The sequence below is a fragment of the Tatumella saanichensis genome, from assembly GCF_000439375.1.
Lineage (GTDB): Bacteria > Pseudomonadota > Gammaproteobacteria > Enterobacterales > Enterobacteriaceae > Tatumella > Tatumella saanichensis.
On the sequence record NZ_ATMI01000035.1, the window covers coordinates 67,634 to 92,083 of the forward strand.

The 24,450-nt window shown below is 54.4% G+C and carries 25 protein-coding genes; 14 read left to right on the forward strand and 11 right to left on the reverse strand.

The window, feature by feature from the left end; all coding sequences use genetic code 11:
- Nucleotides 1-9: 9 nt before the first annotated feature.
- A complete protein-coding gene (locus DW47_RS0109985; RefSeq protein ID WP_029686296.1) occupies nt 10-990 on the reverse strand; it encodes a calcium/sodium antiporter in 981 nt (326 codons plus the stop codon).
- A gap of 225 nt (nt 991-1,215) precedes the next feature.
- On the opposite strand from DW47_RS0109985, the gene mlaF reads away from it, so the two are divergent.
- The 7 genes from mlaF to murA all read left to right on the forward strand — a co-directional run bounded on the left by mlaF (nt 1,216) and on the right by murA (nt 6,069).
- Nucleotides 1,216-2,031 (forward strand): phospholipid ABC transporter ATP-binding protein MlaF, encoded by an 816-nt coding sequence (gene mlaF, locus DW47_RS0109990; protein WP_029686297.1) that lies wholly within the window; start codon nt 1,216-1,218, stop codon nt 2,029-2,031.
- Nucleotides 2,032-2,035: 4 nt separating this feature from the next.
- The gene (gene mlaE / locus DW47_RS0109995) at nt 2,036-2,818 is read left to right on the forward strand and encodes a lipid asymmetry maintenance ABC transporter permease subunit MlaE (protein ID WP_029686298.1); all 783 of its coding nucleotides are present in this window, start codon (nt 2,036-2,038) and stop codon (nt 2,816-2,818) included.
- 4 nt (nt 2,819-2,822) lie between these two features.
- A complete protein-coding gene (gene mlaD / locus DW47_RS0110000; protein WP_029686299.1) occupies nt 2,823-3,362 on the forward strand; it encodes an outer membrane lipid asymmetry maintenance protein MlaD in 540 nt (179 codons plus the stop codon).
- A 12-nt stretch (nt 3,363-3,374) separates the two neighbouring features.
- Nucleotides 3,375-4,055, forward strand: coding sequence for a phospholipid-binding protein MlaC (gene mlaC / locus DW47_RS0110005; RefSeq protein WP_029686300.1), 681 nt, complete (start codon nt 3,375-3,377; stop codon nt 4,053-4,055).
- The gene (gene mlaB, locus DW47_RS0110010; protein ID WP_029686301.1) at nt 4,052-4,357 is read left to right on the forward strand and encodes a lipid asymmetry maintenance protein MlaB; all 306 of its coding nucleotides are present in this window, start codon (nt 4,052-4,054) and stop codon (nt 4,355-4,357) included. The genes mlaC and mlaB overlap by 4 nt, the downstream gene beginning before the upstream one ends.
- Before the next feature lie 114 nt (nt 4,358-4,471).
- A complete protein-coding gene (gene ibaG, locus DW47_RS0110015) occupies nt 4,472-4,726 on the forward strand; it encodes a BolA family iron metabolism protein IbaG (protein WP_029686302.1) in 255 nt (84 codons plus the stop codon).
- Nucleotides 4,727-4,791: 65 nt separating this feature from the next.
- Entirely contained in the window at nt 4,792-6,069 is a 1,278-nt protein-coding gene (gene murA, locus DW47_RS0110020) for a UDP-N-acetylglucosamine 1-carboxyvinyltransferase (protein WP_029686303.1), read from the forward strand.
- Between the two features lie 93 nt (nt 6,070-6,162).
- Here murA and DW47_RS0110025 read toward each other — a convergent pair whose 3' ends face one another.
- Both DW47_RS0110025 and ispB read right to left on the reverse strand, forming a co-directional pair.
- A complete protein-coding gene (locus DW47_RS0110025) occupies nt 6,163-6,462 on the reverse strand; it encodes a helix-turn-helix domain-containing protein (protein ID WP_029686304.1) in 300 nt (99 codons plus the stop codon).
- Between the two features lie 293 nt (nt 6,463-6,755).
- Nucleotides 6,756-7,727: an octaprenyl diphosphate synthase gene (gene ispB / locus DW47_RS0110030; RefSeq protein ID WP_029686305.1), complete on the reverse strand. Its 972-nt coding sequence runs from the start codon at nt 7,725-7,727 to the stop codon at nt 6,756-6,758.
- A gap of 328 nt (nt 7,728-8,055) precedes the next feature.
- Here ispB and rplU point away from each other — a divergent pair, with 328 nt between their 5' ends.
- The 3 genes from rplU to cgtA all read left to right on the forward strand — a co-directional run bounded on the left by rplU (nt 8,056) and on the right by cgtA (nt 10,082).
- The gene (gene rplU / locus DW47_RS0110035) at nt 8,056-8,367 is read left to right on the forward strand and encodes a 50S ribosomal protein L21 (protein ID WP_029686306.1); all 312 of its coding nucleotides are present in this window, start codon (nt 8,056-8,058) and stop codon (nt 8,365-8,367) included.
- Nucleotides 8,368-8,382: 15 nt separating this feature from the next.
- Nucleotides 8,383-8,640: a 50S ribosomal protein L27 gene (gene rpmA / locus DW47_RS0110040; RefSeq protein WP_029686307.1), complete on the forward strand. Its 258-nt coding sequence runs from the start codon at nt 8,383-8,385 to the stop codon at nt 8,638-8,640.
- A 263-nt stretch (nt 8,641-8,903) separates the two neighbouring features.
- Nucleotides 8,904-10,082, forward strand: coding sequence for an Obg family GTPase CgtA (gene cgtA, locus DW47_RS0110045; RefSeq protein ID WP_029686308.1), 1,179 nt, complete (start codon nt 8,904-8,906; stop codon nt 10,080-10,082).
- Between the two features lie 71 nt (nt 10,083-10,153).
- On the opposite strand, the gene DW47_RS0110050 is transcribed toward cgtA, so the two are convergent.
- Genes DW47_RS0110050 through DW47_RS0110070 form a run of 5 tightly spaced genes read right to left on the reverse strand, consistent with a single transcriptional unit; the run spans nt 10,154 to nt 15,015 of the window.
- On the reverse strand, nt 10,154-10,573 hold the full coding sequence (locus DW47_RS0110050) for a hotdog fold thioesterase (protein ID WP_029686309.1): 420 nt from the start codon (nt 10,571-10,573) through the stop codon (nt 10,154-10,156).
- A 2-nt stretch (nt 10,574-10,575) separates the two neighbouring features.
- Nucleotides 10,576-11,334, reverse strand: coding sequence for a 2,3-dihydro-2,3-dihydroxybenzoate dehydrogenase (gene dhbA, locus DW47_RS0110055; protein WP_038027506.1), 759 nt, complete (start codon nt 11,332-11,334; stop codon nt 10,576-10,578).
- Complete coding sequence (locus tag DW47_RS0110060; protein WP_029686311.1) at nt 11,331-12,185, reverse strand: isochorismatase family protein; 855 nt, start codon at nt 12,183-12,185, stop codon at nt 11,331-11,333. Before DW47_RS0110060 ends, dhbA begins: the two co-directional genes overlap by 4 nt.
- Before the next feature lie 11 nt (nt 12,186-12,196).
- Nucleotides 12,197-13,825: a (2,3-dihydroxybenzoyl)adenylate synthase gene (locus DW47_RS0110065; protein WP_029686312.1), complete on the reverse strand. Its 1,629-nt coding sequence runs from the start codon at nt 13,823-13,825 to the stop codon at nt 12,197-12,199.
- Nucleotides 13,822-15,015 (reverse strand): isochorismate synthase, encoded by a 1,194-nt coding sequence (locus DW47_RS0110070; RefSeq protein WP_029686313.1) that lies wholly within the window; start codon nt 15,013-15,015, stop codon nt 13,822-13,824. The genes DW47_RS0110065 and DW47_RS0110070 overlap by 4 nt, the downstream gene beginning before the upstream one ends.
- 153 nt (nt 15,016-15,168) lie before the next feature.
- Here DW47_RS0110070 and fepB point away from each other — a divergent pair, with 153 nt between their 5' ends.
- The 4 genes from fepB to DW47_RS0110090 are packed head-to-tail and all read left to right on the forward strand — an operon-like array spanning nt 15,169 to nt 18,912.
- A complete protein-coding gene (gene fepB, locus DW47_RS0110075; RefSeq protein WP_029686314.1) occupies nt 15,169-16,131 on the forward strand; it encodes a Fe2+-enterobactin ABC transporter substrate-binding protein in 963 nt (320 codons plus the stop codon).
- A 32-nt stretch (nt 16,132-16,163) separates the two neighbouring features.
- Nucleotides 16,164-17,156: a Fe(3+)-siderophore ABC transporter permease gene (locus DW47_RS0110080; protein WP_029686315.1), complete on the forward strand. Its 993-nt coding sequence runs from the start codon at nt 16,164-16,166 to the stop codon at nt 17,154-17,156.
- A complete protein-coding gene (fepG, locus tag DW47_RS0110085; RefSeq protein ID WP_029686316.1) occupies nt 17,153-18,124 on the forward strand; it encodes an iron-enterobactin ABC transporter permease in 972 nt (323 codons plus the stop codon). Before DW47_RS0110080 ends, fepG begins: the two co-directional genes overlap by 4 nt.
- Nucleotides 18,121-18,912, forward strand: a complete 792-nt coding sequence (locus DW47_RS0110090; protein ID WP_029686317.1) for an ABC transporter ATP-binding protein — start codon at nt 18,121-18,123, stop codon at nt 18,910-18,912. Before fepG ends, DW47_RS0110090 begins: the two co-directional genes overlap by 4 nt.
- Before the next feature lie 42 nt (nt 18,913-18,954).
- On the opposite strand, the gene DW47_RS0110095 is transcribed toward DW47_RS0110090, so the two are convergent.
- The 3 genes from DW47_RS0110095 to fes are packed head-to-tail and all read right to left on the reverse strand — an operon-like array spanning nt 18,955 to nt 24,341.
- Nucleotides 18,955-22,869: a non-ribosomal peptide synthetase gene (locus tag DW47_RS0110095; RefSeq protein WP_029686318.1), complete on the reverse strand. Its 3,915-nt coding sequence runs from the start codon at nt 22,867-22,869 to the stop codon at nt 18,955-18,957.
- A gap of 16 nt (nt 22,870-22,885) precedes the next feature.
- Nucleotides 22,886-23,083: an MbtH family protein gene (locus DW47_RS0110100; protein ID WP_029686319.1), complete on the reverse strand. Its 198-nt coding sequence runs from the start codon at nt 23,081-23,083 to the stop codon at nt 22,886-22,888.
- A 1-nt stretch (nt 23,084) separates the two neighbouring features.
- The gene (gene fes, locus DW47_RS0110105; protein WP_029686320.1) at nt 23,085-24,341 is read right to left on the reverse strand and encodes an enterochelin esterase; all 1,257 of its coding nucleotides are present in this window, start codon (nt 24,339-24,341) and stop codon (nt 23,085-23,087) included.
- Between the last annotated feature and the right edge of the window lie 109 nt (nt 24,342-24,450).

Consider the following 24,450-nt stretch of genomic DNA (forward strand, 5'->3'; position numbering starts at 1 on the left):
AGAGTCCTTTTATTGATCACTTATCATCGGATAACCCCAAAGGATGGCTACCCAGGCCAAAAATCCACACAGCAGTAAGGCACCGGTAATGCGGCCAATCCGCCGGTTTCTCTTCAGGCAAATGACGGTAAACAGGGTACTGATCCCCAGCATGACCCAGTAATCGCGATTGAACGCATTACTGTCGATCTCTCCGGGGCTGACCAAGGCCGGAAGTCCGAGAACAATCGAGGTGTTGTAGATGTTAGCACCTAACAGGTTGCCAACGGCAATATCCCCTTCACCTTTCAGAGTACCGGCAATCACCGTTGCCAGTTCCGGCAGACTGGTACCGATGGATAAAAACAGCAGTGACATCATTAAATCACTGATACCAAAATAATCCGCGACCACGGTGGCATTATCCAATATCATGCCGGTGGCTACCGGTAAAAGGATCAGCGCAACGCCTAGCCATAGGCAGGCCACGGTATTTCCGGCATCTTCTCCTGGTAACTCTGCCAACTGCTCCCGAGTCAGTGTATCGACAGTGGCCTCCCGATTTGTTTTTGCCATCCAGATAATCCCGCACAGATAGAGCGCAGCGATCGCCAGTAGACAGCCGCCGCCGACCCGAGAGAGATGATTGTCCATCAGCAACGGACCGCACAGTAGGGCGACCAGTAGCATCAGTGGCAGCTCACGTCGCAGCAAGGCGGAATTAATCTTCAGTGGATGAAGCAGGGCAGCACCGCCTAGGATCAGCAGAATATTGGTGATATTCGATCCTAGGGCAATCCCCACCGAAAAATCCCGTTGTCCGTGTTGGGCGGCGGACAGAGACAAAATAATCTCCGGTAATGAGGTACCGATACCGACCACTGTCATACCGATAATCAGCGGGGGTATGCCGAGGGTTCGACATAAAATGGACGCACTGAATACCAGGCGATCCGCGCCATAGGCCAGTAATATCAGGCCGAGTATCAGCAGGACAACAGCGACGAGCATGGGAATTCCTTTGCCAAAGTCACGACGATATCCGCTGTGGATACCCTCGTATCAATCAGAGATGAACTACACTGGCGCTGATTTTGACTGTCAGAACGGCAAAAGTAAATTTTATGACGGAATTACACAAAACTGGCGGGTAATTTTCTGTAAAAATGACAAGGTACTTTCTTCAGAACTGGCATCATATTACATTGGCGACCCGAAGACCTTTGAGGGATAAGTATGCTTAAGCAGCAAAAAGGTTTAGTAGAAGTCCATGGCGTCAGCTTCTCCCGTGGCAGCCGCAAAATCTTTGACGATATATCACTGACCGTACCTGAAGGTAAAATTACGGCCATTATGGGGCCTTCGGGGATCGGCAAGACCACCTTACTGCGTCTTATCGGCGGACAACTTGCACCGGATCAAGGCGATATCTTTTTCCGCGGTGACAACATCCCGAAATTGTCGCGCGGCAAACTCTATGACGTGCGTAAGAAGATGGGCATGTTGTTTCAGTCAGGAGCGTTATTCACCGACCTGACCGTGTATGAAAATGTTGCTTGGCCGCTGCGCGAACATACTCAGTTGCCGGCAGAATTACTGCATACCACAGTGATGATGAAGTTAGAGGCGGTGGGTCTGCGCGGGGCAGAAGACCTCACCCCGGCGGAACTGTCCGGCGGGATGGCGCGGCGTGTGGCATTGGCGCGGGCGATTGCCTTAGATCCTGAACTGATCATGTTCGATGAACCCTTTGTCGGGCAGGATCCTATTACTATGGGGGTGCTGGTCAAGCTGATTGATGAGCTAAACCATGCACTGGGATTGACCTGTATTGTGGTCTCCCACGATGTACCTGAAGTCCTCAGCATCGCCGACTATGCTTATATTGTGGCGGGTCAGCAGATCATTGCACAGGGCAGCGCAGCAACCTTAAGGGAAACCCCGGATCCCCGCGTCCGGCAGTTTATAGATGGCCATGCAGATGGCCCGGTACCTTTCCGGTATCCGGCCGGTGACTACCGCACCGATCTGCTTAGCCCCGGGAGGCATTAATTTTATGTTGTTACAGGCAGTTGCGTCCTTAGGACGTTGGGGCATTGGGCGTTGTAGTGCCTTTGGCCGTGCAGGACTGATGCTGTTTCATGCGCTAGTGGGTAAACCGGCTCCGCTGAAACATGGTCGCCTGGTGTGGCGCCAAATGTACAGTGTTGGGGTGTTATCGCTGCTGATTATTCTGGTCTCCGGGTTGTTTATCGGCATGGTGCTGGGCCTACAGGGATATCTGGTCCTGAAAACCTATGGGGCGGAAACCAGCCTCGGCATGCTGGTGGCGCTTTCACTGTTACGAGAACTGGGGCCGGTGGTCACCGCACTCTTGTTCGCCGGACGTGCAGGTTCAGCACTGACCGCTGAAGTCGGGCTAATGAAGGCGACCGAGCAGCTTTCAAGTATGGAGATGATGGCGGTAGACCCGTTACGACGGGTGGTCGCACCACGTTTCTGGGCCGGGGTGATCAGTATGCCATTGCTGGCCATCATGTTTACGGCGGTAGGTATCGCGGGTGGCGCGCTGGTCGGAGTGGAATGGAAAGGGATCGATGCCGGCTTCTACTGGTCAGCGATGCAGAGTGCAGTGGATTTCCGCACCGACGTGGTGAATTGCGTGGTGAAAAGCCTAGTGTTCGCGGTGGCGGTCACTTGGATTGCGCTGTTTAACGGCTATGACGCCGTGCCGACTTCAGAAGGTATCAGCCGCGCCACTACCCGCACGGTAGTTCATTCGTCTCTGGCCATTCTTGGCTTGGATTTTGTGCTGACTGCACTGATGTTTGGGAATTAACGTAATGCAAAGTAAAAAAAGTGAAATTTGGGTAGGGATTTTCTTGTTATTGGCACTGATTGCTGCGCTGTTTCTCTGTCTGCGGGTGGCGAATCTGAAATCTTTTGGTACAGAACCGACCTGGAAACTCTACGCAACCTTCGACAATATCGGCGGTCTGAAAGTCAATTCACCGGTGGAGATCGGCGGGGTCGTCATTGGCCGCGTGACGGATATTTCACTGGATGACAGTACCTTATCGCCGAAAGTCACTATGGCTATTGATGACAGCTATGCCGGTAAAATCCCGGATACCAGCTCTCTGGCAGTACGCACCCAAGGATTACTCGGCGAACAGTTCTTAGCATTGAACCTGGGGTTCAATGACCCAGATTTAGGTTCTGCTATCCTTAAGAATGGCGATACGTTGCGCGATACTAAATCCGCCATCGTACTGGAAGACCTGATTGGTCAGTTCCTGTATAAAAACGGTGACAGTAACAAAGGCCAGAATGCATCCTCTGATGCCAATGAGCCGGCAGCTGCTCCTGCGCCAACACACTAATGAGGAAAGTTTATGCTGTTTAAACGTTTAGCGCTGGCTACTCTGCTGGCTACGGCATTACCGGTCGTCGCTCAAGCGGCTGAAGCACCTGCTACGACTTCGGTCGATCAGAGTAACCCTTATACTTTGATGAATGAAGCGGCCCAGAAAACCTTCAGCCGTCTAAAAAACGATCAGGCGAAGATTAAGCAGAACCCAGACTACCTGCGTCAGGTGGTGCATGAAGAGTTGATGCCTTACGTACAGGTCAAATATGCCGGTGCGCTGGTATTGGGACGTTTCTATAACCAAGCCACGCCAGCACAACGTGATGCCTATTATAAAGCTTTCGGCGATTACCTGGAGCAGGCTTATGGTCAGGCTTTGGCGTTATATCACGGGCAGACCTACCAGATTGAACCAGCACGTCCATTAGGCAACGCGGACCTAGTAGCCATCCGTGTCACTATTATCGACCCAAATGGGCGTCCGCCAGTGCGTCTTGATTTCCAATGGCGTAAAAACAGCCGTACCGGTGCTTGGCAGGCTTATGACATGGTGGCAGAAGGCATCAGTATGATCACCACCAAGCAGAGCCAATGGGGTGATCTGCTGCGGACTCAGGGTATCGATGCATTGACGGCCCAGTTGAAACAGTATGCGGCGCAGCCGATCTCCCTGGATCAGCAGCAGCCACAACAGTCCGGCTCATGAGTGACGCACTGCACTGGCAGAGCCGTGATGCGGTACTGCACCTGAACGGTAAGCTGGATCATGAGACCCTACAGCCACTCTGGACAGCGCGCGACAGCGCCGCACAGGGGATCAGTATCATCGATGTCAGCGGGCTGAGCCGTGTCGATTCTGCCGGGCTGGCCCTGCTGGTCCATCTGCAGGATGCGGCTACCCGACAAGGTAGCAGTGTAAGCTTTGTCGGCATCTCTGATAAATTACAGTCGTTGATCACCCTGTATAATCTGCAACAGATAATTGTTTCTTCAGTAGAAAGCTGCTGAATTAAGCCCCTGTCAGGTTAAGCCCCCGCTTCCGGCAGGGGCTTTTGTGTATTTAAGATAACGCCGGTTTCTACTAAGATATTGGCTGATTATGATAAGCGGAAGCTGAAAGCAATGGAAAATAACGAGATTCAGGCAGTATTGATGCAGGCGTTATCGCTGGAAGAAGTCCATGTGAGCGGTGACGGAAGCCATTTCCAGGTGATTGCCGTAGGTGACATTTTTGAACCCATGAGTCGGGTTAAAAAACAACAGACTGTCTATGCACCGCTGATGGAATACATTGCGGATAACCGTATCCACGCATTGTCTATCAAAACTTATACGCCGGCTGAATGGGCCCGTGATCGTAAACTGAATGGTTTCTGAATCTGACGGCATGATTTTGCCGGCAGGCTGTAGCCTTTGATGAATGTTAATTGAGAGCCGTGTTAATGGATAAATTTCGAGTGCAGGGTCCGACCCGCTTAAGTGGTGAAGTTACCATTTCCGGGGCAAAAAATGCCGCACTACCTATTCTGTTCGCTGCATTATTGGCAGAAGAACCGGTAGTCATCAAAAATGTTCCTGCCTTGCGCGACATTGATACCACGATGAAGCTGCTGAGCCAGCTGGGGGCTAAGGTTGAGCGTCGTGGTGACATTCACCTTGATGCCAGCGGTGTGAATATCTTCTGTGCGCCCTACGACTTGGTGAAAACCATGCGTGCGTCAATTTGGGCGTTAGGTCCTCTGGTTGCCCGCTTTGGTCAAGGCCAAGTATCGCTGCCAGGGGGGTGTGCGATTGGTGCCCGTCCGGTTGACCTGCACATTACGGGTCTGGAGCAACTGGGGGCCAGTATCACCCTTGAAGAAGGTTATGTAAAAGCCTCCGTTGAGGGGCGTCTGAAAGGAGCCCATATTGTGATGGACAAAGTCAGCGTAGGGGCGACAGTCACCATCATGAGTGCAGCCACTTTGGCGGAAGGGACCACGGTCATTGAGAATGCTGCCCGTGAACCCGAAATTACCGACACAGCTGAGTTTTTGAATACGCTGGGTGCCCGTATCAGCGGTGCAGGGACCGACAGAATTACTATCGAGGGTGTTGCCCGTCTTGGTGGGGGGACCTACGAGGTCGTTCCTGATCGTATCGAAACGGGGACGTTCTTGGTCGCAGCTGCCATTTCTGGCGGCAAAGTGGTATGCCGGAAAACCCGCCCTGACACCATGGATGCGGTATTGGCGAAATTGCGTGAGGCCGGTGCACAGGTTGAAACTGGGGAAGACTGGATCAGCTTGGATATGCAGGAGCGTCGTCCGAAAGCCGTCAATATCCGCACTGCGCCACATCCGGGCTTCCCGACGGATATGCAGGCACAGTTCACATTGCTGAACTTGGTCGCGGAAGGGACCGGTGTGATCACTGAAACTATTTTCGAAAACCGTTTTATGCACATCCCGGAGCTGATCCGTATGGGCGCACACGCAGAAATCGAAAGTAATACTGCTATCTGCCACGGTGTAGAGAAGCTGTCCGGTGCTCAGGTCATGGCGACCGACCTACGCGCGTCTGCTAGCTTAGTACTGGCCGGATGTATCGCCAATGGTGAGACCTTGGTAGACCGTATTTACCACATTGACCGTGGTTATGAGCGTATCGAAGATAAACTGCGTGGGTTAGGTGCGCATATCGAACGTATCCATGGTGAAGAGGAACATCCCCACGACTAATAGTGGCGGAGCGACCGAATCATCACCCAGCCCGAGCACCTGCTCGGGTTTTTTATTGCCTACGAATTGTCTCTACCGTTAACCGGGTCAGCATTACTTTTGAGGGGGCTTTCCGAGAGCTGTATCACGTGGCAGGTGGCGCATCAGTTTTTCGCGATCCATTAACTCGTCGGTGAGCGGATCGTAGTAGCGGCTTGGCCAGATTTCTGCGGGATGAATATTGATAGCGCGGGCGATTAGCCACTCGCCCTTCGGCCATGGGCGGGAAAGTGCATTAGCCAGCGTTGATGAGCTCAAGCCTGCATTGCGTGAGACTTCCGCAAGTGAAGTGCCTTTTTTCCTAAGTGCTGCAATGATATCTGCCGTATGCCAGTCCGTGTGTGGTCGGGTCATCTTATTCTCCTTTTCAGATGGCGGGATCCTTTCCCGAAATATCACTTCGTTTTATAGGTTAAAATTACACCTTTTTAAACGGCAGGTATATTAAAAAGAGACCAAATATTTCCTAAAAACACCTAAAGATTACAGATATCCGCGGTCTGTCCCAGTTTTATTGGAAAATGAATTGGAACATCAGACGTTATTAAGAAGGCTGTCACACACCGACCACAGGCACGGGGTCGGTGAGTCTTCCGGATGGAGCCTGGGATCTTTATTGATCCTGCTCAGGGCGAGCAGGATCCTGATTAATGATCGCGCTGAACTGACATATGGGCCAGGGATTCCAGCGCGTCACGCCACGGAGACTCCGGTAGGCACTGCAGTGCAGCAATCGCCTTATCCGCTTCCTCTTCGGCACGCTGACGGGTCCATTCCAATGAGCCGCATTGGCTCATGGTTTCCTGAACCTGCTCCAGCAGATGACGTCCGTTACCTTGTTCAATGGCCTGACGGATCATTGCTGACTGCTCAGGTGTTCCGTGACGCATCGCGTGCAGCAGGGGCAGGGTCGGTTTACCTTCACTCAGGTCATCACCGGTATTTTTACCCAAAGAATCGCTGCCAGCGCTGTAGTCCAGCAGATCATCGATCAACTGGAAAGCAGTCCCGATATAACGTCCGTAATCACGTAACGCCTGCTCCTGAGCCTCATCGGCCTGTGAGAGGATGGCTGACGTCTGAGCTGCGGCTTCAAATAGACGGGCGGTTTTGCTGTAGATCACCCGCATATAGCTCTCTTCGGTAATATCCGGGTCATTACAGTTCATCAACTGTAATACTTCCCCTTCGGAAATCACGTTTACCGCTTCTGACATCAGCGCGAGGATCTTTAAGGATCCTAGGGCAGTCATCATCTGGAAAGCACGGGTGTAGATAAAGTCACCGACCAGCACGCTGGCCGCATTACCGAATGCCGCATTGGCTGTCGCTTTACCACGACGCATATCGGACTCATCGACCACATCATCATGCAGCAGTGTCGCGGTATGGATAAATTCGATCAGGGCAGCGTTGAGAACATGCTGATCACCTTGGTAGCCGAGTGCTCTCGCAGACAGTACCGCAATCATCGGACGAATACGTTTACCACCACCGCTGACAATGTAATGTCCCAGTTGACTGATCAGTGCCACATCGGAATCGAGTTGGTCGAGGATCGTCTGGTTGACGGCCGCCATATCGGCAGAGGTGAGTTCTGTGATTTGTTCTAAGTTCATACGTCTGTTCAGTTTTGACCCGGTTTTAGCCATCATAGGGCGTTTTAAACAAGAGTGCTCAGATATTCTGTATCGGGCTGTATCTGAATAAATTTCACTGTAGGCCGTCATGGCAGCTGCGGGCAGGATGCACAATACGCCAGTGCTCCATTGTACTTGAAAAACCTTAGCAGGAAACACCCAGCTGTGCCCTGTGTTTTTTTTCTGCAATACAGCGCAAAGTGGGCTTGTCTTCTGTCGGATATTTGCGTAGAATTCGCGCCCTATTGTGAATATTTATAGCGCCGCCTGATTTTATCTTAAGGGCTAGCGCAGAAGCGGAGTTTATATGTACGCGGTTTTCCAAAGTGGTGGTAAACAACACCGAGTAAGCGAAGGTCAGACCGTTCGCCTGGAAAAGCTTGACATCGCAACCGGTGAAACTGTTGAGTTTGACCAGGTTCTGATGATTGCAAACGGCGAAGAAGTTACCATTGGTGCGCCACTGGTTTCTGGTGGTGTTATCAAAGCTGAAGTCGTTGCTCACGGTCGTGGCGAGAAAATTAAGATTGTTAAGTTTCGTCGTCGTAAACACCACCGTAAGCAGCAGGGTCACCGTCAGTGGTTCACTGATGTGAAGATCACTGGCATCAGCGCTTAATAGGAGATTTGACAAATGGCTCATAAAAAGGCTGGCGGCTCCACACGTAACGGTCGCGATTCCAACGCAAAACGTCTGGGCGTAAAACGCTTTGGCGGCGAAACTGTACTGGCGGGTAGCATCATCGTTCGTCAGCGCGGAACTAAGTTCCACGCTGGTGCTAACGTAGGTTGTGGTCGTGACCACACCCTGTTTGCCACTGCAGACGGTCAGATCAAATTCGAAGTTAAAGGTCCTGATAACCGTAAATACGTCAGCATCGTTGCTGAGTAATTAGGGCAAGACCCGGGCCGTCTTCTGGCAGCCTGACTTACCGAATTAAAGCCCCGCAGCTTGTGCGGGGCTTTTTACATTCTGCGGTATGCACCAGAAACCCCGCATCCCTGGGCAGAATGCTGTAAACTGAGAAATACCCAAGAATTCAAAATGACCGACGATATTGCCGGTCTTATCCGCCGCAGGTCAGCAGAGCCGACCCTGGCGGGCCCGTTTGCAGAGCGATAACGCTGCAGGCGCAAGAGTGACGGAGAAGAAAGATGAAGTTTGTTGATGAAGCGACAATCCTGGTGGTAGCCGGCGACGGCGGTAATGGTTGCGTCAGCTTCCGTCGGGAAAAATATATCCCTAAAGGTGGCCCGGATGGTGGCGACGGCGGTGATGGTGGTGACGTTTGGCTGGTGGCCGACGAGAACCTGAATACCCTGATTGACTATCGCTTTGAAAAAGCCTTCCGTGCAGAGCGTGGCCAGAACGGCCAGAGTCGTGACTGCACCGGTAAGCGCGGTAAAGATGTGGTCGTCAAAGTACCGGTCGGTACCCGTATCATCGATCAAGATACCGGTGAAACCATGGGCGATATGACTCGTCACGAACAACGTCTGATGGTGGCGAAAGGTGGCTGGCACGGTTTGGGGAATACCCGCTTTAAATCCTCTGTGAACCGTACTCCACGCCAGAAAACCATGGGCACCCCAGGTGAGAAACGTGACCTGCAGCTGGAGCTGATGCTGCTGGCAGACGTTGGTATGCTGGGCCTACCGAATGCCGGTAAATCAACCTTTATCCGTTCTGTCTCCGCCGCAAAACCGAAAGTGGCCGATTATCCATTTACCACTCTGGTACCGAGCCTAGGCGTAGTCCGTATGGACCATGAGCAGAGCTTTGTGGTGGCAGATATCCCAGGGCTTATCGAAGGCGCTGCTGACGGTGCCGGTTTAGGGATCCGCTTCCTGAAACACCTGGAGCGTTGCCGCGTTCTGTTACACTTGATCGACATTGCGCCTATCGATGAGTCTGACCCAGTAGAGAACGCACGGATTATTCTCGGTGAGCTGGAAAAATACAGCGATAAGCTGTACCAGAAGCCGCGCTGGTTGGTATTCAATAAAACTGACCTGCTGGATAAAGAAGAAGCCGAAAGCCGTGCCAAAGCGATTGCAGAAGCGCTGGGCTGGGAAGATAAGTACTACTTGATCTCTGCTGCCAGCCGTGACGGTGTAAATGCCCTGTGCTGGGACGTGATGAGCTTTATTAATGCGAATCCGAAGGAAGCAGAGCTCGAAGAGAAACAGCCTGAAAAAGTCGAATTCATGTGGGACGACTACCATCGTGAGACGCTGGAGAACAGCGCGGCAGTGGAAGAAGAAGATGATGAAGACTGGGATGACTGGGACGAAGACGATGATGAAGGTGTGGAAATCATCTATCAGCGTTGATCGTCAAGGATCCTTCGTGTGATAGCGAAACCAGAACCGGGCTTATTGCCCGGTTTTTTTATGGCTAACGATCATCCCTGTATCGATAGGGTCAGGCGAGCGGTACAGCATAACTTACCACGCGGGTTACGGATCTCCGTCTGCCAGACCTGGAGCTGGGACCCGAGATGTAACGGATAGCACCTACCTGTCACTTCCCCGCCGGTGACTGCCCGGTGATGACTGGCACTGACCTCGATCCCCACAACCGCATAGCCTTCCTCACAGGTCAGCCAACCGGCCAAGGATCCCATCGATTCCGCTAGCACCACTGAGGCTCCGCCATGTAATAGGCCAAAGGGCTGTCGGGTACGTTCATCCACCGGCATCATTGCCAACAGGTGCTGATCGCCCACCTCGGTAAAGCGGATCCCTAAATGACTGACCAAGCACTGTTGCCCTAAGGCGTTGAGGGCATCTAGGCTGATAGGGCGTTTCCATAACACCGTCATGATCAGGCTCCCAAGGTCGCACCGCCATCGACCACGATATCTTGCAAGACAATGTGGCTCGCTTGGTCAGAGGCGAGGAACAGGATGGTATTGGCAATCTCCTGCGGCTGCGCAATCTTCTTTAGTGGTATGCCGAGCTTAAATTGTTCTGGAAAACCCTCAATCGTCTGCTGCTCCGCCTGCGGTGTGTGCCACAGACTCCGCTGCATATCGGTATCCGTGGAGCCAGGCGAGACGATATTACAGCGTACCCCGTGCGGTGCCATTTCCAACCCCACCGTTAAACAGAGGCTGCGTAATGCGGCTTTCGAGGCCCCGTAGGCTGACATCCCCAGACGTGGCGCATGGGCGGCATTTGAGGCGACGGTCACAATTGCCCCCTGTTGCTGCGCCCGGAATTGGGGCAGGGTTTGCTGAAACAGGTTAAAGGCACCGCCAGCATTGACGTTCAGGCAGGCCTGCCAGTCGGCAAAACTGAGCTGATCGGTATCACCGATCCGCAGGATCCCGGCGGCATTCACCAGCACGTCGAGACGCGGGATCTCCGCCAACACCTTCTGGCAGCAAGTCCGCACCTGCTGCGGCTCGGCGACATCCAAGATTTCACAGCGAAACGGCATCTTCGGTTGCGGAAAACGCAGATCAAACCCGATGACCTCAGCGCCAGCATTATGGAAGGCCAGCGCCGTATGATAGCCAATTCCTTGGCCGGCGCCGGTCACCCAGACAATCTTGCCGCTAAAATCCTGACCTGGGATCATCGCTGGTCTCCCTGTGACAGTAGCGCCCACCAGCCATCAATTGAAGGCTGTTTTGCTAACGTCATAAAATCCATCGTCGGGATTGCCTGACGCCAGCGTGCGGCCAATGCCATCACCCGTACTGAATCTAGGCCATAATCGATTAGGTTATCATCGTCTTGGGGATGATCATCATCTTCCAGTAATGGCAGTACTAATTCCCTGAGGGCCGATTTACTGCTTGGTAACAGCAGTAATTCCTCGCAAAACACCACCTTACCACAGCGGCCAGCGGTGTATTTTAGCGCCATCAGATGATCGTCCCGGCTAAAATCCGCCAGTGCATCCGCTACCATAAAGGGCTTAATGTCGCGCATAAAGGCATCGGTGGCCGTCGTCAAGCAGCCGATATGCGCATACACGCCGGTGATCAATAACTGGTCGCGGCCCAACTCTTTTAGTTGCTGTTCCAGCGAAGAGCGCTGAAAAGCACTGTAGCGCCATTTGGTCAGTACCTTGTCCTCTGGTCGTGGCATTAGTTCGGCCACTACCTGCTGCTCCTGCGGGTGACGATTCAAACCCGGTCCCCACATATCGTTGAGCAGTGCGCGGTCTTCTGCACTCTGTTGGGCTGGCTGGGCGGTATAAAATACAGGGATACCCAGTGCATCACATTGCTGGCGCAGGCGAGCGATATTAGCGACAACCTGACTCACCAACGAGCTATCGGAACCCCAAAATTTCAGGAAATAGTTCTGCATATCGTGGATCAATAAAGCTGCCCGTCCAGGCTCGAAAGGCCAATTGACTTTATTCGCTATCAGTTCGTCTGCCTGTGGCAGTGGGTAAGATTCAGCGTTCGGGATACTCATAAAAACTCCGTTTACCGGGCCTGTTCCGGTTGCGTTTGTTGTTGTGCCAGCCAGTGGCGTAGGGCTTTCTTATCGACTTTACCTACCGGTGTCAGAGGCAGGGATTGCTGCTGAACCACCCGATCAGGAAGTTTGAATTCCGCGACTCCTTGTTCGCGTAAATAGCGGCGCAACTGAGCCGGTTTAAGTGGCATCGTGGCGACGATAAAGGCGCAACTCTTTTCACCCATCAGTTCATCGCTCATGGAGACCAGCGCGGTATGGATGATCTGCGGATGGCGTTGCAGCAGATTTTCTATCTCCTCGGCGGCAATTTTTTCACCGCCGCGGTTAATCTGATCTTTCTCACGCCCCTGTACGCAAATATTGCCGTCAGGAGTCAAGGACACCAGATCGCCGGAGCAGTAAAAGCCGTGCTCATCAAAACAGCGATTGTTGTATTCCGGCTGACAGTAATATCCGCGGAAGGTATAGGGACCACGGGTCATGAGTCGTCCGGTTTCGCCTAGCGGCACCGGCATACCCTGTTCATCGACGATACAGATCTCATCATCCTGTGAAATTGGTCGTCCTTGGGTGGTGAGGATCACCGACAGCGGATCATCAAGGCGGGTATAGTTCACCAGACCTTCTGCCATGCCGAACACCTGCTGTAACTGACAGCCGATATCGTTCACCACCCGAGTGGCCAGAGCTTCGCTGAGGCGCTGGCCTCCGACCTGTAGGAGTTTTAGCGATGCCAAGGGGCGCGCGTGACCGAGTTCGGCCACCGATTGTAGCCAAAGGCTAACTGCCGGGGGGACTAACGCCGTGACTGTAATCGCATGCTGTTCAATCAGTGGGAAACAGATCGTAGCGCTTGGGTCATTGGCCATCACTGCTAGCCCTCCGGCATAAAATACCCCTAAGCAGCCGGGGGAACTCATCGGATAGTTATGGGCAACAGGCAAGGCACAGAGGTAACGGGTATCACGGTCAAAGCCACAGATCTCAACGCTACCACGGATGCTGTAGTAATAATCGTTATGGGTGCGTGGGATCAGTTTTGGTGTGCCGGTACTGCCGCCGGACAACTGGAAAAACGCGACCTCATCCGCGGCTGACGGGTCAGCCCTGAAATTTTCAGCCGGACACTGGCTGGCATCAGCCAGACTTTGGTCGCCAGGAAGGGCGTGGTGCATAAAAACCTGACGTAGAGAGGGCACCTGTTGTGTAAACTGCGTCAGAAATTGTTCATCCTGAAATAGCGGATGCTGTCGGTCGGCAATCAGTAATACTGGGTCTATCTGTTGCGCATAAGCGAGCAGTTCGCTGCGCTGATGGCTGAACAGGGCATTCACCGGGGCTACCCCTAGTTTCAGTAGCGCGAAAAACACCACATAAAATTCACACTGATTGGCTAATTGTACTAAGGCAGTATCCCCTTTTTTCAGGCCGGCACGTTGCAGGCAGGCAGCCAGCTGATCACTGTTCGTCGCCAACTGCTGATAAGTCAATACCGTCTGCTGATCGCGGATGGCTACAGCCGGATTATTACGCTGCCGGTCGCTGATATCGGTCAGTGGCAGATCGAGCCAGTAACCCTTACGGCGATAGCAGGTGGCCAGATCGTCGGGCCAACGGGTATAAGGAACAATCATTGGGTTATCTCCTGGTTACAGCCTACAGCCCGTAGCATGGTGCTGAGTTTAATACCGGTTTCGTGCCATTCAGATAAAGGGTCAGAGGCCGGAATGATGCCTGCGCCGGCAAATAGAGTCAGACGCTGTGCCTGCACCGTGGCGCAACGGATAGTGACGACCCATTCCCCATTCCCTTGGTCATCACACCAGCCGACAATGCCACCAAACATCCCACGGTTGAAAGGTTCTAGCGAGTGGATCAATGCTAGGGCTTGCTGATGCGGGAAACCGCTCAGGGCCGGGGTGGGATGCAGTAACAGTGCCAGTGATAGCGCCGTCTGTTGGGGGGATTTCAGGGTTCCTTCGATGTCGGTGGCCAGATGCCAAAGACTGGCGGTACTCGCCAAGCGTGGTGTTGAGGGAACGCTCAGGCTGTCGCTGATCGGTTGCAATGTCTGGCGCATAGCATCAGTGACCAACTGATGTTCACGGCGATCTTTTTCTGAGTGCAGCAGTTGCTGGCCGGTCTCTTTATCCTGTAGTGGGTTAGGGTGACGTCCCGCAGACCCCGCCAGCGGACAGGAGCTAAACTGTCTACCATGCTTGCTGATTAACAATTCCGGGCTAGCCCCAGCCAGTACAGCGCCACTGCTCAGCGGTACATGAAAATGGTAATTGTGTGGATTCTGACGTACCAACTGTGACATCAATACGTCACTGTCCACAGTCTCTGTACAGTCGATTTCCCGCAGTCGCGACAGCACCACTTTTTCTGCCTCGCCCCGTTCCATCGCGGCGACAGCCTCACTGACCATCGCCATAAACTCGGGTTGTGCGGGGATCAGACGTGAGGCCGCAGCCGTTGGTCCCTTGGCGGTATTGCTATTCTCTGCCACGGCCACCAGCTGTGTGCGTTCAATATAGCGGGTATGTTGAGGAATAAATAACTCCGCAGGTTGCTGCGGGTCAAAGGGGATCGCCCCAACCACTACTGGATGGCCGATCCCCGATGCCCGTGCCTGGTGTAACGCATCAGCTATCTCTGGAGGAAAGCCATCAGACGCCTGATAGCCGGCCAGTGGTTGCGGCAATCTTCGGAAACACCCGTCGGTTAACAAGCTTCTGTGTGGCGAGGTAAACAGAAAACGCCCACCGAGGGAGGGAAATTCATGAAAACAGGGATTTTCAATCCGATCCTTTTCTACCATAATAAAATCCTGAATGATAAGGTGATTAAGAATGATTATCATTTGTATTATTGGGTAAACTAACCGGAACGCAGCAAACTGTCAATCGGAGAGTCTGCCACCTTTTTCCGGTTGTAGAGAAAACCGAAGGCGCAAAGAAACGGAGAAATCATCATGTTGTCAGGACAGAAAGCGCGGTGGATAGGGCTGCTATGGCTATTATTTAGCGTAATGGGACAGGCCAGCGCAGCACAAGGCTGGCCCAGGGCAGTCAGTAATGACGGTGAAACCCTCACCCTGAACCAGCCCCCGCAGCGAATTGTCTCGACCAGTGTCACCCTGACCGGGAGCTTACTGGCTATCGATGCCCCGGTGGTGGCCAGTGGGGCCACCGCTCCGGATAGCCGCTTTGCCGATAATCAGGGTTTTTTGCGTCAGTGGGGGGATATTGCACGCCAGCGTGATGTCCAGCGTCTATACATTGGTGAAGTCAGTGCCGAGAGTGTGGCCGCCGCGGCTCCAGATTTAATCATTGTCAGCAGCAGCGGCTATGACAGCGCGATACGGCAGCTCAGTCAGCTGCAGGCGATTGCGCCGGTGCTGGTAGTTAACTACGCGGATAAAAGCTGGCAGCAGATCATCACTTTGCTTGGGCAGGCAACCGGCCATGAACAGCAGGCGACTGAGAGAATTTCCGGTTTTGAACAGCGTGTCAGTTCGCTTAAGCCACGGTTAGCCCTGCCACCACAGCCGGTCTCGGCAATGGTGTGGAACGGTGAGGGCCGTGAGGTCAATCTCTGGACGGCGGCGTCAGCCCAAGGAAAATTGCTACAGGAACTGGGGTTCAGCCTAGCGGTGCCGCCGGAGACGGTGCGCGGTAACACCAGTATGGGCCAGCGCGAGGATATTATTCAGCTGAGTGGTGAGCAGGTCGCTGAAGGGCTGAACGGAAAAAGTTGGTTGTTGTTTGCCAGCGGGGAACAAGCCGTGCAGCAAGTACAGAATAACCGCTTTCTGATGCAGGCGGCAGCCGTGCGGGATAAACAGGTCTATTCGTTGGGTAATGATAACTTCCGTATGGATTATTACAGTGCCAGTCACCTGCTGGACACCTTACAGCGTCTATTCAGCCACTGACCTGCAGAGACTGTCTTGAGGCCTGTTACGTTATGCGTCTATCTCTTTTAATCGGTGTACTCACACTTCTACTCGCCGGACTGATGGTGATCAGCCTGCTGGTGGGGGCAAAATCTATTCCCTTTGGCGATAGCTGGCAGGCGCTGTTCGGCGGAGCTGACTGTCTATCACAAAATTGTACCTTAATACGTTATTCCCGTTTGCCCCGCACCTTGGCGGGCCTGGTCGCTGGGGTTGCCCTAGGGCTTTCCGGCAGCTTACTGCAAACCCTCACCCGTAACCCCCTAGCAGATAGCGGAATTTTAGGGATCAACGCCGGGGCCTCTTTCGCCATTGTTCTCGGACTGCTCTTGACCGGCGCCGCCTCACCGTTGGTCTGGTTGGGCTTTGCTTTCAGCGGAGCACTGATAGCTCTGCTTATTATCAGCGTAACTGGTGCGGCGGCGGGCAGCCATGCTTCACCCCTTAGACTCACTCTGGCCGGTGTAGCACTAGCGGCAGTACTGGAAGGACTGACCAATGGACTGTCCCTGATGAACCCTGATATTTATGATCATCTCCGTTTCTGGCTAAGTGGCTCATTGGATATTCGTGGCTTTAGCACCTTACAGATACTGACCCCCGCGGTGGTTGCTGGCAGTCTGATCACCTTATCCATGGGCACGGCCCTCAATAATTTGAGTATGGGGGATGAACTGGCGACCAGCCTCGGAACCCGGGTGACCCGTACCCGGATGTTGGGGCTAGGGGCCGTCGCACTGCTGTCTGGTGCGGCAACCGCCCTAACTGGCCCTATCACGTTTATTGGTCTGATGGCGCCGCATCTGGCCCGCTTTCTTATCGGTGCTGACCATCGGCGGATGCTGCCGGTCACCCTACTGGTGACCCCCTGTCTGCTACTGACCGCGGATATTCTCGGCCGCTTTTTGGTGGTGGGGGAGTTACGGGTATCGGTAGTGGCTGGGCTTATCGGCGCACCAGTATTGATATTACTGGCCCGACGTCTGTCACGGGAGACAGTATGACCCGCAACCTTGTGATGCTGCTAGTGGTGATAGGGGCAATCTGTTTTCTGACCCTCACCCGGGGCACGCTCTCTCTGAGCGCAGCACAATTATGGCAGGTAGTCACTGGTGAAGCGCCGAAAGGCATTATGCTGGTGGTCAGTGAGTGGCGTCTGCCACGCTTGTTAGCAGCCCTGATGACCGGGGCGGCACTGGCTGTGAGCGGTGCCTTGTTTCAGTCGTTATTACGAAATCCGCTGGGAAGCCCAGATATCCTCGGTTTTAACACCGGCGCATTCTCCGCGGTGTTACTGGTGATGGTATGGCTACCGGGCCAACCGTCACTGTTAGCCCTGGCGGCTCTGGTCGGGGGGCTGATGACCGCTGTTGTGGTCTTTCTATTTTCTTGGCGGCAGGGGATCACCACCTTCCGCTTGATCCTGATTGGTATCGGTATCCGTGCGTTGTTGATGTCCTTAAACAGCTGGCTGATGACCAATACCAGCTTGGAAACTGCGCTATCGGCAGGATTGTGGAGTGCCGGTTCACTGAACGGTATCAGTTGGAAGATGCTGCCTGCGGTGGCTATGATTATCCTGCTGACGCTACTGGTGACCGCCAGCCTGGTCAGACGTTTACGATTACTGGAGATGGGGGACGATATGGCCGTCGCGCTAGGGGTCCCTGCCCATCGTAGCCGACTGACGTTAATGGCCTGCGGGGTCATACTCACCGCAGTGTCTACCGCGCTGATCGGGCCGGTCTCTTTTGTGGCGCTGATCGCGCCACGGATTGCCGAACGGTTGGGCGGCGGGCGACCCCATTCACTCCTCCTTAGCGCTCTGTGCGGCGCAGTGCTGCTAAGCGCCGCGGATTATCTGGCCAGCCATCTGTTTATCCCCTACCAACTGCCAGTAGGGGTGGTTACCGTCAGTGTAGGAGGAGTGTATTTAATGGGATTACTGTTCAAGGAGGCGCGTCGAAAATGACCGACAGCTTATCGCCACTGGCAACAGAACATCTGACGCTGGGATACGATCAAAAAATTATTATTGACGACCTATCGGTACAGATCCCGGCCGGTGAAATCACCGTGATTATCGGTCCTAATGCCTGTGGTAAATCAACACTGTTACGCACTCTGAGCCGTCTTATAACGCCACAGTCCGGACGGGTACTGCTGAATGACCGAGATATAAAGGAATACGCGACCAAAGCCATTGCTCGACAACTGGGATTACTGCCACAGTCCCCGACGACGCCGGCTGGCATTACTGTCCGCGAGCTGGTGTCTCGCGGGCGCTATCCGTGGCAGAGCCTGTTCAGCCGTCCTTCTATCGCTGACCAGCAGGCGGTCGAGCAGGCCATGAAAGCGACCCGTATTGAGTCTTTGGCGGATCAAAGCGTAGAGACCTTATCTGGCGGCCAGCGGCAGCGGGCATGGATTGCCATGGTGTTGGCGCAGCAGACGCCGTTACTGTTACTGGATGAACCTACTACCTGGTTGGATATCAGTCATCAGATAGAACTGATGGAATTGATGCGCGATCTCAACCGACAGCATGGCCGTACACTGGTGGTGGTGCTACACGAACTGAATCATGCCTGCCGTTATGCCGGTCATCTGATCGCCATGCGTGACGGGAAAATTGTAGCGCAGGGGAAACCGCAGGAGATTGTGACGGCGGAACTGATAGAGCAGGTCTACGGTCTTAAGTCGGTGATTATCAGCGACCCCGTCGCGGGCACGCCGCTGGTGATCCCGGTCGGTCGCTGATAATTCCCCCCGCGGCATCGTACCGCTGGGGGAAATTACGGCTTAGGGCAGCAGTACTGACAAGCGACGGGCCAGTTGCGGGCCAATCTCATCGAAGACGGCTGGCGCAAAGATCTCCGCGTGACAACAATTCACCGGAATCACCTCAGTGTCAGGTAGGAAAGGAGCCCAGCTTATTGCAGCGTTCATTTCTGGCTGGCGGGTTTTTTCTGCCACAAACAGCGTTGCCTTGCCATGAAACACGGCGCTGCGTGCTGTGGCCAATAAGCGCACCGCATTGGCGTAATTGGCACTGATGGTGTCGAACATTTCCGCCATCTCTTCTCCCGCTTGGGTACGCTGGCTGGCCATAAAGGCCTGCCGTTCCCGCTCCACCTCTTCTAACACCTGTGGATCGGTCTGAGCCTCTCCCTGACGCTCCTGCCAGCGCTGAGATTCCGGTGGCCAGGTATCCAGTAACCCGAGGAAAGCCACCGTTTCACCGGCTGCTTCCAGACGTGCGGCGATCCCCTGAGCCAGGGTGCCTCCCAAGGAATACCCGATAAAATAATAAGGGCCGTGGGGTTGCTGCGCCCGGACCTGTTGCAGATGGGCATCACAGAGTTGCTCAATATTCTGACTGCGACCCAGGGCACCTTGAGCAGTGGGAGATTGAATGCCGGTTATTGACCAACGGCGATCAAGATAGCGATTAAGGATGCTGAACTGCCAAGCAAAGCCCGAGGCTGGGTGGAAGCAGAACAGCGTCGGTCCTTCTCCCTGACGCAGGGGTAGCAATTCACCCCGTCCGCTGTGCCGACTATCCATACTGTCCGGTGCGGTCAGTACCGCTGCCAGTTTCTCTACCGTTGAGGCCACCATAATCTGTCCGACAGTCACCGGCTGTGCGACCTGTTGACGCAACTGTGCTGCCAGGCGCATGGCAAGCAATGAGTGACCGCCGAGGGCAAAGAAGTCACTGTCTGCGGAAATATCGTCACGCTGTAGCAGTGCGGCGAAGGCTTGGGCAATCTGAGTCTCGAGGCCAGGTGCCGGTGCCCGCTGCGGGGTGTCACTGCTAAGGGTGGGCAGTGGCAAGGCATTGCGATCCAACTTACCGTTGGGGCTCAGCGGGAATGTCTCCATTTCAACGATAGCGACCGGTACCATCGGCGGCGGTAAGATTTTTTCTAACGTGGCGCGTAACTGTTGGCTATCTGGCAGATTATCACCGATCACATAGGCCACTAACTGACGAGCGTCTTCAAATGTCTGAGTTGTTTTACCCAATGTACGAGCCAGAGTCACTGCCTGGGTTACCCCAGGCAGTGCCAGTAGCTGGTGATCGATCTCGGTCAACTCAATACGCTGTCCACGGATCTTTAGCTGATCATCATTACGTCCCAGATATTCAATGGCACCATTCTCGAGACGACGGACAATATCGCCGGTACGGTACATCCGTTCGCCATTGCCGCCGGGGAGGGCGACGAACCGCGAGGCCGTCAGCGAGGGGCGGCCGAGATAGCCGATGGCCAGCTGAACTCCGCTCAGCCACAGCTCTCCAGCGACACCGATCGGCAGGGGCTGTAAGCGATTATCGAGAATATGCAAAGCGGTATTCCACACCGGATAGCCAATCGGTACGGTATTACCGGTCACTGCCGTCAAGGCTGGACCATAAGCTGGATAACTACTGACATCCACCGCCGCTTCTGTCGGTCCGTACAGATTGTGGAGCGGTACCGAGCAGAGAGCCTGCCAGTGACGGGCCAGGGAAGTAGGCAGGGCTTCACCGCTGCAGAACACCTGTTTCAACTGATGCTGCAGTCGCTCGGCACTGTCTGTGCAAAGGGCACTGACGAAAGCCGATAGCATTGAAGGGACAAAATGCAGGGTACTGATGCGGTAATCCAGGATCAGTTGTAGCAGGATTTCTGGGTCACGGTGTGCCTCCGGCGGTGCCATCATCAGTTGTGCACCGGTGATCAGCGGCCAGAAAAATTCCCACACCGACACATCAAAACCCGATGGTGTTTTTTGTAGCACCACATCATGGGCGTTGAGTGGATAGCTGTCTTGCATCCATAACAGCCGGTTAACGATGGCTTGATGACTGACTAGCACGCCCTTTGGACGGCCAGTAGAGCCGGAGGTGTAGATCAAGTAGGCACCGTCTTCGGGGCGCGGTGATGTAAACGTCTGCGGGGCCGTACAGGCTGGCAGCAGCCCAGCATAGTGCAGACACGGCACGGCACTCAGTTGCGCAAAACGTTCCTCCAGTTCGGGTTCGGTGACCACTAGCACTGGGGCCGCATCCTCCAGCATCATTTGCAGGCGCTGGTCGGGATAACCGGTATCCAACGGTAGCCAGATTGCACCAATGGCGACGATAGCTTGTAAGGTCAGTGATAACCGCACCGAACGCGGTAGAGCCACTGCAATAATATCGCCACGACCGGCTCCGGCGTCTGACAGGTGTTGCGCCAAGGTTAATACTTGCTGATGCATCTGTTGGTAGGTCAGGCGACAGTCCCTATCATAGAGTGCGAGGGCCAGTGGGGTTGCCTGCGCCTGCTGCTGTAACAGACTGAATAAGGTTGCCGGTGGCAGGGGATGAATAGTCTGATTGAGAGCGCTTATCTGTTGCCGCTCTGATTCGGTAACAATCTCAACTTCTCCGCATTTTTGTGCCGGCTGTCGGCCAAATTGCGTGATCAGTGGCGGCAACCGCTGCAGATGCGCATCCAGTTGCACAGCAGTATAACGCTGCGGATTTGCCAGCAGTTCAAGGGTCAGAGCGCCATTCTGCTCAGGGAACAGTGCGATTTCCAGATCGCGTACCGGTCCTGAGGCCAGGTGCTCGGTTTCAGCACAGATCCCAGCAAACGTGGCCTGATAATCAAACATTTTGACGTTTATCACTGGCCCATACAGCGGTGCGCTGTCGCCGTGGCGGCCAGCCTCGCGCATTAACTGCTCGGAATTAAAACGCTGATGGCGGCGGTTGGTTTTAATCTCCCGCGCCAGCCGAGTGGCCAATTCTGCCAGAGTAATGTCCGGGTGGTAGTCCACCGCCATGGGTAACACATTGATCACCGGACCGCTGGCAGTGAGGGCAGCGGAGCCGAGACGGCGCATAAAAATAAATCCGGCGCAGTAGGGTAAGCCACCGCTCAGACGTGCCAGCCACAGCGCGACCAGTGCCACGGCAGTTTCGGTCTCTGTCAGTTGCTGTGCTGCCGTCGCGTGGTATAACGGTGCCAGCTCAGCTGCAGACAGTGTCAGCGTGCAGCGAAGCGGTCCGCTGGCAGGGGCCTGCCCGGCCAGCGGCAGTTCTGACAGACTGTTCGCCGCCGGTAAGGTTGCGACTTTCTCTTGCCAGTATTGGCTGTCCCGCTGATAAGCCGCTGACTGCTGGTAGTCCAGATATTCAGTGACCACAGCGCTGAATGGCGTAAAAGGCGAAGGGCCGGGATCACTGCCTTGGACGTTTGCACTGTAAATATCGGCAATTCGCCGAGTCAGAGCGGCAAAGCTGAAACCATCGATATCGATATGGTGATAACGCTGATACCACAGCCACTGGTTGTCGGCGGTACGCATCAGCATCTGGCGATAGCGGGGTTTACCCTTTTTCAGCCGTAAATCATTGTTTAAATCTTCTTCAATCAGCGCAGTAGCTGCCTGCTGGGGAAAGCTGGCGAGACGTAAATCTAAGACTTCAGTCTCTGGCACGGCTGCGCCGCCCAGCGACTGGGTCACCTCGCCGTCGGTTTCGGCATACTGCATATGCAAGGTATCGGCTTCTGCCAGACCTGCGGTGATAGCGTTCAGCATTTCCGGCAGTTGCAACGCCCCTGGGATCTTAATCAGATGGGCCACCGCGTAGGCATTAGCATGGGGAGAAAGCTGATCGGCCAGCCAGATACCCGGCTGGGCGGCGACCAATGGCAGCGGAGAGAGATGTTCAGTCATGATGTGTTCCCAAGGATTATGTAGCAGCGGGTCGGATATCCGGCCAGTGTCTTTCCAGCCACTCCAGACAGTCAGTATTGGATTGCGGCCCGAAAACCGGTTGCCAACCCATAGGCAGGGCAACGTTTTCCGGCCATAGGCTGTAATGGCCCTGTGGATTTTGCAGCACGTAACCGGTCATCTGTGGTTGATCGAAAGGATGGAGCAGCTCCATATCAGTCTCCGTCACCTGTAGCGGATAGCAAAGAGGAAGAAATCGGCGTGGTCAGTAGATCACGCAGTCCGTTGAGTAAACCGCCGCGCCAGCACAGCGCATCGTGACCGCCTTCTGTCAAAGTCAGACAGCTGTTGATCTGATGTTGTTGCAGGGCCTGATACAGCATTTGATTGGCCTGACAGACCGCCGGCTCCCGTTTACCCGCCTCCAGCCACAGGCGTCGTGGTGCGGCGGGGAACCTCTGTCGTATTACTTGGGAGATCAGTTGTCCGTGCGTTTCTCCCCGTGATGGCCACCAGAAAGATCCAGACAGGCTAACGGCCTGACCAAAGCATTGTGGCCAGTTCAGGGTGGCGTACACCGCCGACAGCCCGCCAAAGCTTTGGCCAACGACTAGGGTGCGTTCAGCCGCCGCCAGCCAGCCAGTATGTGCGCTGACCAAGGGCAGTAATTCATCCTGTACCGCTTCCCAGAAAGCCGGATAACAGGGCAGTTCCAGACTACGATGGGTGCGGTCAATGGCGTCGATAAACAGATAAATGGCGGACGGCAGTTGCTGTTGCGTGGTCAGTGTCTGCAGCGGTGCTGCCAGCGGCATTGAGGTCAGCCAAAACTCGCCATCGAGTAATAGCACCAGTGGCCGTTGCGCAGATCGGCACTCTCCGGTTTCCAGTAGGCTTACGGTGCGGCGGTTGGCCAGTCGTGAACTCTCCCATAATAGGGATCTCGTCCTGACGGGCGGTTGCTGATGCTGATCGGTCGCTTGCCACTCCGGTTGTGGAGGAGCATCTGGCAGATGCAATGCTGATACCTCCATACCCCGTCCTCCCCGCCAGGAACGTAGCGGATTCAGTGGATCGGCAATGGCATGATGGAATTGTTCCCGCCACCACATCCGACGCTGTTCGCCAGGGCTAGCGGCATCCGGCCCCTGCGGTGACGTGGACGGGATCAGGCAGTAACTGCCACGCCAGTCGGACGGGAGAAGGGTCTGCCAGAACCATAGATCGCTGCCGGGCAGACGCTCCAATGAACAGGGAGGGGCAGGCTGGTGGTGGTCGGTGACACCGGTAATATTGATCCACACCCGCTGGCAGTCAGAAGTCTTTTCGGTCCCGGCCGGATCACGCCACAGAAAAGTGATACGGCACTGGTGGTTTTCCAACGGCTCGATGCGCGGGAGGGAATATTTTTGCTGTTCAGACCACCACCCGGGGCTGCCGGCGGAGGGACCAAACCATTCAGGCAGAGTCATCAGACAGATCATCAATTAACCAAAGAAATTGTAATTAATAATACTATTGATAATCATTTCCATTTGCAATAGTCTATTTCCTGTCTGTGGTGACCGATTTTCTAGTTGC